Origin of the sequence: Paenibacillus sp. LX16 (assembly GCF_036252815.1) — a bacterium.
Taxonomy (GTDB): domain Bacteria; phylum Bacillota; class Bacilli; order Paenibacillales; family Paenibacillaceae; genus Paenibacillus; species Paenibacillus polymyxa_B.
Genome location: NZ_CP141152.1, coordinates 793501 through 806514 on the forward strand (window position 1 = coordinate 793501; position 13014 = coordinate 806514).

Sequence of the window (13014 nt, forward strand, 5' to 3'; positions counted from 1 at the left end):
GCTAGAGGGGGTTTTACTAGATGGAAGCAAAAGAAAAGCAGTATAAGCAAATTTCTCAAGAAATTTTAAAATATATCGGTGGTGAAGACAACATTATCGGTGTGGCCCATTGTGCCACAAGATTAAGAATTGTACTTGAGGACAATGAAAAAGCGGAATTAAAAAAGATTGAAGATATTGATCTGGTTAAAGGCGTTTTCATAGCGGGGGATCAACTACAGATCATTTTTGGAGCAGGGTTGGTCAATAATATCTATGCCGTATTTTCCAAACTGACCGGAACGGAAGATATGTCATTAAGTGATGTCAAAACGAAGTCCGCACAAAGGCAAAATCCTTTTCAAAAAGCCATTAAATCGCTGTCAGATGTCTTCATTGAGATCATGCCGGGAATTCTTGCCGCCGCATTGTTAATGGGGATAACCGGACTATTAGGTCAGAAGGGGTTATTCGGTCCTAAATCGATTGTGGAGATGTATCCAATTTTTCAAGGGATCAATCGCTTCGTTCAAATCGTTTCTACGGGTATTTTCACCATCCTGCCGCTGCTTGTTGTTTATTCTGCAACCAAGAGATATGGCGGTCGTCCGATTCTGGGGCTTGTGCTGGGTGCAATTATGCTTCATCCAGCCCTGGCGGATGCCTTTGAGGTAGCTAAAGGGAGTCAAAACCCGGAATCGATCAGTCTTTTCGGCCTTCCCGTACAGTTGGTTGGATTTCAGGGTGGTATTATTATTGCTCTAATGATGGGATATGTGGTAGCCAAGTTGGATCAGTTTTTTAACAAAAAGGTTCCGGACATGATTAAACTATTTTTGGCACCGTTGCTGACGGTCTTTGTTTCTTCCCTGCTATTGTTTACCATTATCGGCCCTCTTGGGCGAGAGTTAGCTAGTCTGGTGACTGTTTCGCTGCTTTGGATGACGCAAAACCTAGGAATATTCGGTTTTATGTTTTTTGCAGGCATTCAGCAGATCATTGTTATTACAGGCTTACATCATGTTATGGGTGCGGTAGAAGCGCAGCTGTTAACCGATACAGGCAGAAATTTTATCAACCCGTTGGCATCAGTAGCTTTGATGGCTCAAGGGGGCGCCGTTTTGGGGTATATTCTTTTGAATCGCAAAGACACCAAGGTTAAAGAAATGGGTTACTCTGCATTCGGGTCTGTACTTTTTGGAATCTCGGAACCAGCGATCTTCGGGGTCACTTTAAAGTATAAGTTCCCCTTGGTTGCTGGATGCCTTGGAGGAATGATTGCGGGAGCATATGTATATTTAAGCAAGCTGACAGCCATAGGATTCGGAACCACGGCTCTTCCCGGCTTTGCAATTGCAGCGTCAGAGAACCATGGTCATATGAATTATCTTATCGCTCATCTTATTGCCCTGTTATGTGGAGCATTATTTACATTGGCTTACGGTGCTTTCAAGAGCAAGGGGTCAACAGTCTGAACCAAGAGAATATTGATTAGGTTGAAAAAACTTAATCAGTTACAATCAAGCTTTTATGAAAACGGTTAAAAGAAGAGAATATGCGTGGAATAGACAAGAGAGCATAGATGAAAAAGTAAAAGGGCCGTCCTCAGTCGTTAAAAACGACCGAGGACAGCCTTAAATTTACATGGGTTTGCATGTACATTCGTTAAAGCTAATCGATGCCATCATCGCTTTCAATCAGCCCTTTGCCAATTACATTGGCCGAAACCGGAGGCTTGCCGAGCTCCCGAGACCATATGGACAACTGCCCAATATGGTGGATTTGGTGGGCAATGATATGGCGCATCACCTCGCCCCAGGCATCAATTACAATTCTGCCGTCCGGGAGGTGATCTTCAAACCTTTTCCGTTCCAGACCATCATGCCAGGCGAGCACGAACGGCTCGACATCGAGTCGAAACTTTGCATCCAGCTCACGGACTTTGTCGAGCGTATCATAGAGAGAGAAGTCCTCCTGAAAGTCGGGTTTGCCCTGAATCGTTTGAATCCAGCTCCACTCCACATCAACGATATGAAAGAGTGTCTTTAGAATGCCGCCGACTCCGCCGACGCGTTGTTTCAGTAATTCCTCCTGCGACACCTCTTCACACCAGCGGTACCATTGTTCCCGAATCATCCAGTTGTAACGAAAAAAAGTCTGCATCCATCAACCTCCAGAGCTGTATTTGAGAATCATCTCCACCAGTTTACCATGGAATGCCAAAAGGGCTGTCTCATTCGTAGAAGATCTACTTTTGAGACAGCCCTTTATTATAGGATAGAGATGTTGTTACTGGCTTATTTCTTTGCAGCCGCGTAACGTTTGTTTACTTCATCCCAGTTGATTACATTGTAGAATGCTGCAATGTAATCTGGGCGTTTGTTTTGATATTTCAGGTAGTAAGCATGCTCCCAAACGTCCAGTCCAAGTACCGGAGTCAGACCTTCAGACAGCGGGCTATCCTGGTTTGGAGTGCTAGTGATCGCCAGTTTGCCGTCTTTGCCGACAACCAACCAAGCCCAGCCGCTACCAAAACGTGTTGTAGCTGCTTTAGTGAAGTCTTCTTTAAATTTGTCGTAGCCACCCAGCTCGTTGCTGATTGCTTCAGCAATAGCACCTGTCGGTTGTCCGCCGCCGTTAGGACCGATAACTTCCCAGAACAGGCTGTGGTTATGGTGTCCACCGCCGTTATTGCGAACCGCAGTGCGGATGCTTTCAGGAACGCTGTCCAGATTGGAGATCAGATCCTCCAGGCTTTTGCTTTGCAGTTCAGGAGCGCTCTCCAAAGCTGCGTTTAAGTTCGTTACATATGTGTTATGGTGACGATCATGGTGAATTTCTACTGTCAGTGCATCAATATGCGGTTCCAGTGCGTCTTTTGCGTAAGGAAGTTCTGGTAATTGAAATGCCATAATAAAATCCCTCCTGGTTATATGCTTGGGTAAGTGTTCCTATGTAATAATACCCTCGATAGTTATATTAAACCGCATTCAGCCTATTTTATCAACATTTTTGTTTGTAAAATAGCAAACTGGGCAATACGGCCTGCTAGCTAGCATGTCCAAAAACCCGATTGGAATACACAATACATAGGTAATAAGAGGTAAATTGTGAACTTTAAAATGTAAACGCTTTATATATAGCGCTTACATGAGAAAAAGGGATGTATTCCATCAAAAAGTGTGGTTTAATGGTCAAGGAAGCAGAAATTTCGGCTTTTTTGTCGTCTGCTATAATCTGTCATGTCTATGACATGACGAACTTGAGGGCATACACCCTTTTCCTGTTCTTCATTTCATATATAGCAGATCGTATGCATTTTTATCATAATGCCTTGTGATTAACACCATGATAAGAAATTTAAGGATTTATGTAAAAATGACGGTGCTGTCTCAATTTTTTTATTATGCTTACGAAAAGGGAGATATTACTTATGCACGTTCGTTCCTTTCAATTAAGTGATGTGAACTCAGTAACGGAACTCATGCAAATTGCCTTGTCAGAGGAGTGCTACAAAGAGACGGTGAGTGCGTTTGCCCGTCAGCTTTCGTGGGATTCCGGTTTGATCATCGTTGCAGAAGAAGAGGGTGAGATCGTTGGTGCTTTGATCGGCACGATCGATCAGAATGATGGTTGTTACTATCGTATCGCTATTCACCCGGATCATCGTCGGATGGGAATCGGCAAATCGCTTGTGGAGTCCATGGAGCAGCGTTTTCAGCAACGTAAGGTTAGCCGTATTTGGGTAGCAGGGGACAAGCATAACAGTGCGGCCATGCCTTTGTACGAAGCGATGGGCTATGGAGCAAGCCAGATTTTACAGGCTTTTCAGAAGCTGAGTATTTTGGCGCCTCATTAATCGGGAATCGAAATAAAGAGAATTGAATAACATTAAGTATAATATTTACATTTAGAGCATATCTGAGTAACCGTTGCAATCGGGTACGGGATATGCTTTTCTATTTATAACAGGGTTGAGGAGGTTTAATTATGGACGCTTTGGCTCCTTCGTCAGGCCCGCTTCCCTCGCCGGAAACGTCCAAACAAGCAGGCCGCTCTGGTTACATACGCGATTGGTTAGTCACCCTGCTGATCGGCATGGTCGTATTGCTGCTTCTGAACCTGTTCGTATTTAATTTGTCCACGGTCAGAGGACATTCGATGCAGCCGACGCTAATGGAAAGCCAGCATTTGTTCGTTAACAAGCTGGTTTATAATTTTCATGATCCGGGCAGGGGGGACATTGTGATTTTAAAAGATCCCGATTCCAAACTGTCGAGCCCAAGATTTTTAGTGAAAAGAGTCATAGGTATTCCGGGAGATGTAATCCGAGTTGAACATAATCATTTGTATGTGAACGGTGAACTGCTAAATGAACCTTACACCAACTCGGACGTGGAGGATGGTGATTATGGTCCTTTTACGGTGGAGCCGGAGCACTTTTTTGTCATGGGAGATAATCGCCATACTGCTGCAAGCAAGGATAGCCGCTATTTTGGCAGCATTAAATCTCAAGATTTACTGGGACGTGCAGAATTTATATTTTGGCCGATATCTGAGTGGAAATGGCTATAGAGCAACTATAGTTTGAAATTAATGCGGAACACGTCCGAACCGATCAGGACCATGACGGAGCAGGCGGTTACCGATGAGGAAAGGAAGAGGATGATGAAAGAAGTGATGGTATATACCGACGGTGCTTGTTCGGGAAATCCGGGTCCTGGGGGCTGGGGGATCGTTTTGCTATATGGGGAGCATCGTAAGGAGCTGTCAGGTGCCGAGAAAATGACGACAAACAACCGTATGGAGATCAAGTCCGTGATTGAAGCACTGAAGCTGCTCAAGGAGCCTTGTCATGTGAAAGTACACAGTGACTCTGCCTATGTCGTCAATTGCTTCAAACAGGGCTGGATTAAAAATTGGCTTCGTAATGGCTGGCGTAACAGTAAAAATCAGCCAGTGGAGAACAAGGAACTATGGGAAGAACTGTGGGAACTGATGGGTAAGCATGAGGTTGAATATGTGAAGGTTAAAGGGCACAGTGACAACGAACTGAATAATCGCTGTGATTTTCTGGCAACCAGTGCTGTTAAAAATTTACGGTAGCATCTGCTGCTATTTTCTGTTGAAATTTGAGATATGAGAATTTTGCAATTCCTCATATCCGTAATGATAAAAAGTGGAAGAGAGGTGAGTATCGGATGCAACGTGGATTGACTCAGGCGGCTGCCGGAACCGCTTCGACTTGGGCTGCGCTCAAGCAGGAAATTATTGAGGCAGCTCCAGGGCTGGGTATCGATTCCATCGGGTTCGCATCCGCCGATCCCTTTCTGTCTCTGAAAGCTATATTGGAAGAGCATCGTGCGAAAGGCTATGAATCCGGCTTTGAGGAGCCAGATATTGATAAGCGGATCTACCCGGAGCTGTATGGCTCACAGCCTGCATCTCTAATTGCTATTGCGGTGGCATACCCTTCCAAAATGAAGGACCCGCCGAAGTCGGACAAGGGGAAGTACCGTGGTATTTTGGCACGTTCAGCCTGGGGGAAAGATTATCATCTGGTACTACGCGAAGCGATGGAAAAGCTTGAGGATTTTATAAGTGAGCGGGTGCCTGATGCCATATTGAAAAACATGGTGGATACCGGAGAACTGTCGGATCGAGCCGTTGCGGAACGCGCAGGGATTGGTTTTAGCGGCAAAAATACGATGATGATTTCACCGACGCTGGGATCCTGGATTTATCTAGGTGAGCTGTTGACGAACATTCCTTTCCAGCCAGATGAACCGGTAACGGATGGTTGCGGCGAGTGTACCAAATGTTTGGATGCTTGTCCTACGGGCGCGCTTGTAGGTCCTGGACAGCTGAATGCCCAGCGGTGTGTGTCCTTTTTGACGCAAACGAAGGGCTTTCTGGATGAGGAGTTTATGCGGAAGATAGGGAATCGGCTGTACGGATGTGATACCTGCCAAATGGTATGCCCCAAAAATCGGGGTCTCAACTGGGATCACCATCCCGAGCTTACACCCGATCCCGAAATTGTGAAGCCGTTGCTGCTGCCGTTACTGGATTTGAGCAATCGTGAATTCAAAGACCGATTTGGTCAAAGTGCGGCGGCTTGGCGGGGGAAGAAGCCGATTCAACGCAATGCGGTCATTGGACTCGGCAATTTCAAGGATATCAGCGCGGTGCCCAAATTAACGGAGGTTTTATTGGATGATCCGCGTCCCGAGCTGCGAGGCACGGCGGCGTGGGCTTTGAGTCGAATAGGAGGGGAAAACGCTATGACAGCGATCAAGCAAGCATCAGAGAAGGAACAACATGAGCAAGTACGCGAAATGATCGCGCAAGCGCATTCCAAACTAGGGGAACAAGAGCAGACAGAACAGCAAAAGGATTCTGAATTAATGATCAAGGACTCGCAGGGTCCAACTACGATTTATTATGATGAAATGGAGACACCTGTGGGCACTTTGACGCTGTGCGCTACAGATCGGGGGCTGTGCCGAATAGACTATGGCGTTTTTCATGCGAGGGAAGCACTGCTTCAGCAATGGGCCCGGACATGGATTGGGGAATATGTCTATGTGCAGGAACCTGACAAACTGCGCGAAGCCGCAGATCAACTGCGTGAATATTTTGCGGGAGAACGACGGGAATTTAGTATAGCCTATGATTTGAGAGGGACTCCTTTTCAAGAACAGGTATGGCGTGCACTGCAAAATATTCCGTACGGGCAAAGTGTGTCCTACAAAGATATTGCGGAATCGATCGGCCGAGCCAAGGCGGTACGTGCTGTTGGGGAAGCAAATAATAAAAATCCGTTACCCATCCTGTTTCCATGTCATCGGGTATCGGGTGAAAACGGAAGTTTGGTCGGTTATGCTGGAGGCTTGCCAGTCAAGACGAAGCTGCTGGATTTGGAGAAACAATAAGGACATATGTTTGCAAAAAGTGATTTGCTAGCTGTCCCATGTTTTGCTATGATAGGTTCGTGCAATTCAAGATGTTTCATATAAATATACAGAGGTGACGACTTCGTGGTGTGGAATATTGTCATTCCGATTATTACCCTGATTGCTGGTTTGGTTGGGGGATTTTTCATCGGTGCTTATTATCTTCGTAAACAGCTTGAAAAGATGCAAAACGACCCTGAAACGCTGCAAAAAATGGCCAAACAGATGGGTTACAACCTGAATGGGAAACAAATGCAAAAAGCCCAGCAGATGATGAAGAACCAACAGTTCTCCAAAAATCAGCCTGGTCCGCGTAAAAATCAGGGCCGTCGGAAATAATGAGCAACGTGAGCACGGATGCCGCATGAGGTTGCTGCATAGAGGAGGATTACTGTGGCTGGCGTAAAAGATTATATTAACCGCAAAGCTGCGGATAACCGGGATAAAATCGAATACCATGTGGAGCAGATTTTACAACTGATCGGTGAGGACCCCAAGCGTGAAGGGTTATTGGAAACACCGGCACGCGTAGCGCGCATGTATGAGGAAATATTTGCGGGTTATGAGGTTGATCCCCGGGATGCGTTGGGTGTGACATTTGACGAGAATCACGAGGAGCTTGTGATCGTGAAGGACATCGTTTATTACAGCCAGTGTGAGCACCATATGGCTCCTTTCTTCGGAAAAGTGCATATCGGCTATGTACCCAGCGGCAAAATTGTAGGATTGAGCAAGCTTGCACGTCTGGTAGAGGCAGTGACTCGCCGATTGCAGGTACAGGAGCGTATTACATCACAGATCGCTGATATTTTAAATGAAGCAGTCTCCGCTCACGGGGTTATGGTGGTCGTGGAAGGCGAGCACCTGTGCATGTGTGCAAGAGGTGTCAAAAAGCCTGGTAGCAAAACAGTAACGTCTGCGGTACGCGGTACGTTTCGTGATGATGCAGCGCAGCGCGCAGAATTTCTGTCGCTGCTCAAGGATTGATCGAACATCGCAAGACGTTTATGTGATGAACAAAAAAAGGGTGGTTTACGCATAGGCGTAGCCACCTTTTTTTGTTAACATCAGAAATAGAGACGACGGGATAGCCGCCTTAAAATAATTAGCCTATGGATAACAGTTATTTTTACAGATAGGGGATAACGTATGGAGAATGTACATAGATCAACAGAAAAAACAACAGCTTTGCCTGAGTTGCAGTGGTTTGAAGCGCCACTCGCGGCCACTCAGGAGGACGTTTTGTCTCCGCTGGCTTGGGAGGAGCTGGCCTGTCGGCAAGTAGGGAAAGGAGCTACACCCATTTTGCATCTATGGCGGCATCCGTCAGCGCTTGTGATCGGTCACCGGGACCGCAGGCTTCCCTACGCCCCACAGGCGATGGAGCGAGTGCGCAGCACGGGAACCTCGGTATGCGTACGCCCCTCGGGTGGAGCAGCTGTCATGCTGGACAGGGGGGTGCTGAACCTGTCCTTGATCCTGCCGAATCCACAGCGGGCCATCAGCCTGCATGAGGATTTCCGGCTCATGGCAGCGCTAATTGCCGATGCGCTGGTTCCGTGGTCTGGCGAGGCGCAGACCGGAGAAATCCCCGGGTCCTTCTGTCCCGGGGATTACGATGTCAGCGTCCGGGGCCGTAAGTTTTGCGGCATTGCACAGCGGCGCCAAGCCAAGGCGTATATCATCACAGCCTTCGTGATGATTGAGGGCAGCGGTGCAGAGCGTGCACAGGCGGTGCAGCAGTTCTATAGGGAGGCAGCCGGAGATACGTCGGCAGGCGTGCAGCAGCAGGATTACCCCCGGGTGGATCCGGCAACGATGGGTAGCCTGGCAGAGCTGGCTGGAGTGCCGTCTGTTGAGGCTTACACGGCATCTTTGCGCCGTGTCGTCGAGAGCCGGGCAGCCATTTTACCTGCCGACGGCTGGCTGGTACAACCGGAAGGATGGACCGAACAAATGGTAGCGCTCAGAGAGCGATATGATTTGCAGGTGTAAAGTTTGTCTTTAGAAGCTTAGAAGGGTTGCCATCTCAGTTTGGAGGCTTGAGCGTAGCGTGCTTCTACCTCTGGCCAGTTAACGACATGCCACCAATCTTCAATGTATTTGTTGCGCTCGTTTTGATGCTTTAAGTAATATGCATGTTCCCATACATCTATCGCCAGCAGCGGAATGGACTCCCATTGAGTCAGATTCTGGTGCTTTTCGGCCTGCAAAATTTCAAGCCGTCCCGCGCGCGGACTCCATACCAGGATCGCCCAGCCGCCACCCTCGACCTTTTCGGCTGCCGAACTGAATTGTTTTTTGAATGCATCGTAGCTGCCAAAATCTTTTTTAATCTGTTCAGCCAGCGGTCCGCTTGGGTTTCCACCACCTTGAGGACTCATGATCGTCCAAAAAAGAGTATGCAGGTAATGGCCTGCGCCGTTGAATGCCAGTTCCCGTTCCCAATGTTTTACGAGGTCAAAATCACCTGTTTTTCGGGCTTCCTCCAGCTTCTTTTCCGCTTTATTCAGGTCATTCACATAGCTTAAATGATGCTTGTCATGGTGAATACGCATCGTTTTTTCATCAATGTACGGTTCAAGTGCATTATAAGGGTAAGGAAGCGGCGGTAACCGATGTCCCCCAATAGGAACAGGCCGGCCGATTGAGGTTTTTTCCGTTGCTGAAGGTTGCGCCTGGCTGGACTTGACGCCTTTAGTCGTCCATGCGCCTTCTCCCCGTATGCCTGCCTGCCGTTCTCGAAACGCTTCCTCTGGGTAATTCTCACCCTCTGCCGCTACATGATACAACCTAGCAGCCCTTGCGATGGAGCCAGGTTCTTGAAAGGGGGTTGTCGAGATCAGGAAATATTGGCTTTCATGTGCCGCGTGTAATACAACTCCGGCGGCTTTTGGCTGCTGACGCAATGCATGACTGTGCTCGCTTAGCAGACCGAGCTGCCGTACATACTCCTGTGACTGACGGTTTGCGGTTTGCAGCAAATCGTCCAGTCGACGATTTAATTCTTGTGAGTCAGGCTGAGCGTTTAATGCTGACTCTGACAACGGCATCTTTACAGATGATGATGCGTCTAATCCCCTTGACTGTTTTGAATGTTCAGTGAATTCGTGTGTATGTGCTTGTGGAGCAGCCGACATCTGTTTCCATTCCTGATGCCACGCCTGATCTGCCGGATCGAGTGCGCTCCGTTGCTCTTCAAGCAGCTCTATGGCGGTGCGTTCCGTCTGTTCGAATACAGTCCGCCAATCATCCAGCAGCCGTACATAAGTAGGCTCCAGTCCCTCGGTAGCGGATTTAATCACTTCCACATGCCAACTTTCCTGCTGCTTCCAATGCCGAATTTCCTCCAGCACACGTAAGGGCAGGAAAGACCCATAAGTACTCAGCATCGTTTTTTACCTCCCGTATCCCGCTATGGCTATCCGGCCGATCTGGCAGATCGGCCCTGGATGCATACGTACCCAGTATATTCGCTGTCTCATCAGGAATATGTCTATGAACTCCCTTAATCCGGTCACATCTGTTACGTAAAACAATGAATACCCATGGAAAACGAAAAAGAAGCCCAGCTACGGCACGGGTTAAGTGTCCATAGACAGGCTTCTTCAAGGGAAAGAATAGAATACAGTTCTTCGAAAAATAATTTTTTACTTCGTAGTCGTTTGTTTGTGGGCATCAGCGACGGTTTTCTTATCCTCTAGCTCCTGTACACTGCTTAGAAACGTCGATACCCGTCGCAGATATTCACGAGGGTGCTCTCTGAAAATAAGCTCATGTATCCCGTTTTTAACAATCCATACACTGGAAAGCGGGTTGGTTTGATTGGCAGCGAGCTTTTCCGCAATAGGATAAGGAGCTTTTTCATCCTGTGTACCATGCACAAACATGATCGGGAACGGGTAATTTTCCTTTTTAACCTCCTGATATGGAATCTGATGCAAGCTGGTGCCGTTCAAAACTGGAAACAGCAACTCCAGAATTTCCAAAGACGGATGTCTTGGCAGATTAATTTGATTGTGAATGTTATGGTACAGCGTATCCGGTTCCAGCAGAAAGGTGCTATCCAAAATCATTGCGTCCACATCCTTGGTTTGCAAGCCCGCCTGAAGAGCGGTTCCTGCCCCCATGGAGAAGCCCCATACGATAATCTCCGACGAGCCGCGTTGCTTCGCAAGCTGAATTGCTCCGAGGAGCTGTTGGGATTCTGCTTTGCCTCCGGTTGCGACTGCTTTGCTGTTTTGTGACGCAAATCCATAATCGAACATGACTACATTAAAGTTCAAACTGTGGGCATAATGCGCCAGATCATACATGGGAATCCAGCTTTCTTCGCGGTTAGCCCCATAACCATGGCTGAAAATAATCGTTTTCCGCGATTGATCCGCCGGGATATACCAGCCTTGTACCATGCGGCTACCATCCTTGGCAGGGAAGCTGACTTCCTCATAAGGCATGCTTTTGGCCTGCATCGGATTAGAGTACAGCGGTGCAACGGTGGGATTCGTAAGTACCCAAGCGATGTAAGCATGCAAGGCAATAAAACAAAACAACAGAAAAAAGACGACCGACAGCAGCAGAGCAATCACAACGTGCTTGAACCGCAGCAGACGGGGATTAAAGAGTGGGGTGGACGGCTCCTGAACAGCGGTCTGTAGCTGAGCGTTGCGCTGGGATGTCGAAATCATGTAAGAGCCTCCTTATATAAAATTGATCTTCGTTTCATAGAATTTAGGTATAATTCCACTTGAAAATAGTAGTGTAGATCCGTATAGATACCTATTATCGTATGATGGGGATTATCCAAAGTCAACGCCTGAACCGGAAAAGTAAAAATGATGCAAAGAATTGTCGATGTTTGTTCTCGTTCTGTAATATGGTTGTCACAAAAACATCGGTTTACAGTAGCCGCGACTATTCTATATAATTTATGTAACCATGTTTCATAGTGTGAAACGAATATGGATACAAGAGGAGCGGTTCACGATGGAAGACCGTAAATTAACCGTTCGCGCTGTAGAGCGTGCACTTGATATACTGCTGTGTTTTACTGCAAATTCGGATCTTGGCCTGACGGAGATTGCCTCCAAAATTGGTCTACATAAAAGCACGGTTCATCGGCTGCTGACTACGTTGGAGGATCGGGGCTTTGTCGTTCGGAATGCCGAAACGGAAAAATATCGACTTGGCTTCCGCATTTGGGAGCTATCCACGCATTTGTCCCAAAGTGACGAGCCGGCAGTGCTGTTGCAGCCTGCAATGGAAGGACTACGTGACCGTTTGGGCGAGACGGTCAGCTTGTACTTACGGGACGGTAGCATGCGTATTCGCATACAAGCCGTGCAGAGCAATCAGGCGATCCGCAGGGTCGCGCCTGTAGGTGCGCGTATGCCGCTGGCTGTAGGGGCCTCCAGCAAGGTGCTGGCGGCCTTTATGCCGCCGCAGGAGCTGGAAGCCCTGCTAAGCGGGGATGAATGGCCGCTCTCGGTAGACCCGGAGGTCTATAAAGCCCAGCTACAGGACATTCGCGAGAAGGGCTATGCGACCAGCTATGAAGAACGGGAGCCAGGGGCTGCTGCTGTAGCAGCGCCAATTGTGAACCGGAAGGGACAGGTCACTGCGGCTTTATCTGTATCTGGCCCGGTTAGTCGACTTGCACCCGAGACGCTACATGACTTTGCTCCGATTTTGATCGAAGCGGCGAAGGAAATGGGGCTTATGCTTCCGTAACAAGAATGAACACAGTTGAAGCAAGCAGAGTGATTTGATGGGGAACGTCTCCTTGGTAAAGGGAACCTAAAAGGGTTGCCAAAGCCATAAATTTAAAGTAGTCTGGTAAGGAAGGCGGGATGTCTGTTATATCCGCCTCATGTGAATAGAAGTATCACAGTTACTGGGGGAGCCTGTAATGCCGGGCTGAGATGGAATCGTGCAAGATTCCGGACCCTTTGCACCTGATCTGGATCATACCAGCGTAGGGAAGTAATCGGCCATTGAAATGTATACGCGGCTGCTGTCTACGGTGACGCATTGGAATAGGATTATTCCATATGCGCATTGTCTGGATAGCTGCCTCGTT

The 13014-nt window shown here is 47.8% G+C and carries 13 protein-coding genes and 1 riboswitch; of the genes, 9 read left to right on the forward strand and 4 right to left on the reverse strand.

Annotated elements, in window-relative coordinates; all coding sequences use genetic code 11:
• Window positions 1–20: 20 nt before the first annotated feature.
• Window positions 21–1454, forward strand: a complete 1434-nt coding sequence (locus tag T3H97_RS03560) for a PTS transporter subunit EIIC (protein WP_103046994.1) — start codon at window positions 21–23, stop codon at window positions 1452–1454.
• Between the two features lie 196 nt (window positions 1455–1650).
• Here the strand turns inward: T3H97_RS03560 and T3H97_RS03565 are convergent, their stop codons facing one another.
• The gene (locus T3H97_RS03565) at window positions 1651–2142 is read right to left on the reverse strand and encodes a DinB family protein (protein ID WP_328801714.1); all 492 of its coding nucleotides are present in this window, start codon (window positions 2140–2142) and stop codon (window positions 1651–1653) included.
• A gap of 134 nt (window positions 2143–2276) precedes the next feature.
• Window positions 2277–2891, reverse strand: a complete 615-nt coding sequence (locus T3H97_RS03570) for a superoxide dismutase (protein WP_023986992.1) — start codon at window positions 2889–2891, stop codon at window positions 2277–2279.
• A 521-nt stretch (window positions 2892–3412) separates the two neighbouring features.
• On the opposite strand from T3H97_RS03570, the gene T3H97_RS03575 reads away from it, so the two are divergent.
• The 7 genes from T3H97_RS03575 (at window position 3413) to T3H97_RS03605 (ending at window position 8930) form a co-directional block, all read left to right on the forward strand.
• Window positions 3413–3838 (forward strand): GNAT family N-acetyltransferase, encoded by a 426-nt coding sequence (locus tag T3H97_RS03575; RefSeq protein ID WP_272639863.1) that lies wholly within the window; start codon window positions 3413–3415, stop codon window positions 3836–3838.
• A gap of 131 nt (window positions 3839–3969) precedes the next feature.
• Window positions 3970–4554, forward strand: coding sequence for a signal peptidase I (gene lepB, locus T3H97_RS03580; protein ID WP_328801715.1), 585 nt, complete (start codon window positions 3970–3972; stop codon window positions 4552–4554).
• Between the two features lie 93 nt (window positions 4555–4647).
• A complete protein-coding gene (gene rnhA / locus T3H97_RS03585) occupies window positions 4648–5085 on the forward strand; it encodes a ribonuclease HI (protein WP_023986996.1) in 438 nt (145 codons plus the stop codon).
• A gap of 95 nt (window positions 5086–5180) precedes the next feature.
• Window positions 5181–6914, forward strand: coding sequence for a tRNA epoxyqueuosine(34) reductase QueG (gene queG / locus T3H97_RS03590; protein ID WP_328801716.1), 1734 nt, complete (start codon window positions 5181–5183; stop codon window positions 6912–6914).
• 105 nt (window positions 6915–7019) lie between these two features.
• A complete protein-coding gene (locus T3H97_RS03595; protein WP_013308742.1) occupies window positions 7020–7274 on the forward strand; it encodes a YneF family protein in 255 nt (84 codons plus the stop codon).
• A gap of 54 nt (window positions 7275–7328) precedes the next feature.
• Window positions 7329–7922, forward strand: a complete 594-nt coding sequence (gene folE, locus T3H97_RS03600; RefSeq protein WP_013308743.1) for a GTP cyclohydrolase I FolE — start codon at window positions 7329–7331, stop codon at window positions 7920–7922.
• 162 nt (window positions 7923–8084) lie between these two features.
• The gene (locus T3H97_RS03605; RefSeq protein WP_328801717.1) at window positions 8085–8930 is read left to right on the forward strand and encodes a lipoate--protein ligase family protein; all 846 of its coding nucleotides are present in this window, start codon (window positions 8085–8087) and stop codon (window positions 8928–8930) included.
• Window positions 8931–8947: 17 nt separating this feature from the next.
• On the opposite strand, the gene T3H97_RS03610 is transcribed toward T3H97_RS03605, so the two are convergent.
• Window positions 8948–10327 carry a Fe-Mn family superoxide dismutase gene (locus T3H97_RS03610; RefSeq protein ID WP_190298610.1) on the reverse strand — a complete coding sequence of 460 codons (1380 nt, stop codon included), beginning with the start codon at window positions 10325–10327 and terminating at the stop codon, window positions 8948–8950.
• A gap of 258 nt (window positions 10328–10585) precedes the next feature.
• Entirely contained in the window at window positions 10586–11623 is a 1038-nt protein-coding gene (locus T3H97_RS03615) for an alpha/beta hydrolase (RefSeq protein ID WP_250259430.1), read from the reverse strand.
• Between the two features lie 298 nt (window positions 11624–11921).
• Between T3H97_RS03615 and T3H97_RS03620 the strand changes: the two genes are divergently transcribed.
• Window positions 11922–12665: an IclR family transcriptional regulator gene (locus T3H97_RS03620; RefSeq protein WP_025721640.1), complete on the forward strand. Its 744-nt coding sequence runs from the start codon at window positions 11922–11924 to the stop codon at window positions 12663–12665.
• A gap of 155 nt (window positions 12666–12820) precedes the next feature.
• Window positions 12821–12933: riboswitch (TPP riboswitch) on the forward strand.
• Window positions 12934–13014 lie beyond the last annotated feature (81 nt).

Bases quoted from the DNA above. Each gene is read 5' to 3' on its own strand.
- T3H97_RS03560 (WP_103046994.1), top strand. From the start codon at position 21: ATGGAAGCAAAAGAAAAGCAGTATAAGCAAATTTCTCAAGAAATTTTA.
- T3H97_RS03565 (WP_328801714.1), bottom strand. From the start codon at position 2,142: ATGCAGACTTTTTTTCGTTACAACTGGATGATTCGGGAACAATGGTAC.
- T3H97_RS03570 (WP_023986992.1), bottom strand. From the start codon at position 2,891: ATGGCATTTCAATTACCAGAACTTCCTTACGCAAAAGACGCACTGGAA.
- T3H97_RS03575 (WP_272639863.1), top strand. From the start codon at position 3,413: ATGCACGTTCGTTCCTTTCAATTAAGTGATGTGAACTCAGTAACGGAA.
- lepB (WP_328801715.1), top strand. From the start codon at position 3,970: ATGGACGCTTTGGCTCCTTCGTCAGGCCCGCTTCCCTCGCCGGAAACG.
- rnhA (WP_023986996.1), top strand. From the start codon at position 4,648: ATGAAAGAAGTGATGGTATATACCGACGGTGCTTGTTCGGGAAATCCG.
- queG (WP_328801716.1), top strand. From the start codon at position 5,181: ATGCAACGTGGATTGACTCAGGCGGCTGCCGGAACCGCTTCGACTTGG.
- T3H97_RS03605 (WP_328801717.1), top strand. From the start codon at position 8,085: ATGGAGAATGTACATAGATCAACAGAAAAAACAACAGCTTTGCCTGAG.
- T3H97_RS03610 (WP_190298610.1), bottom strand. From the start codon at position 10,327: ATGCTGAGTACTTATGGGTCTTTCCTGCCCTTACGTGTGCTGGAGGAA.
- T3H97_RS03615 (WP_250259430.1), bottom strand. From the start codon at position 11,623: ATGATTTCGACATCCCAGCGCAACGCTCAGCTACAGACCGCTGTTCAG.
- T3H97_RS03620 (WP_025721640.1), top strand. From the start codon at position 11,922: ATGGAAGACCGTAAATTAACCGTTCGCGCTGTAGAGCGTGCACTTGAT.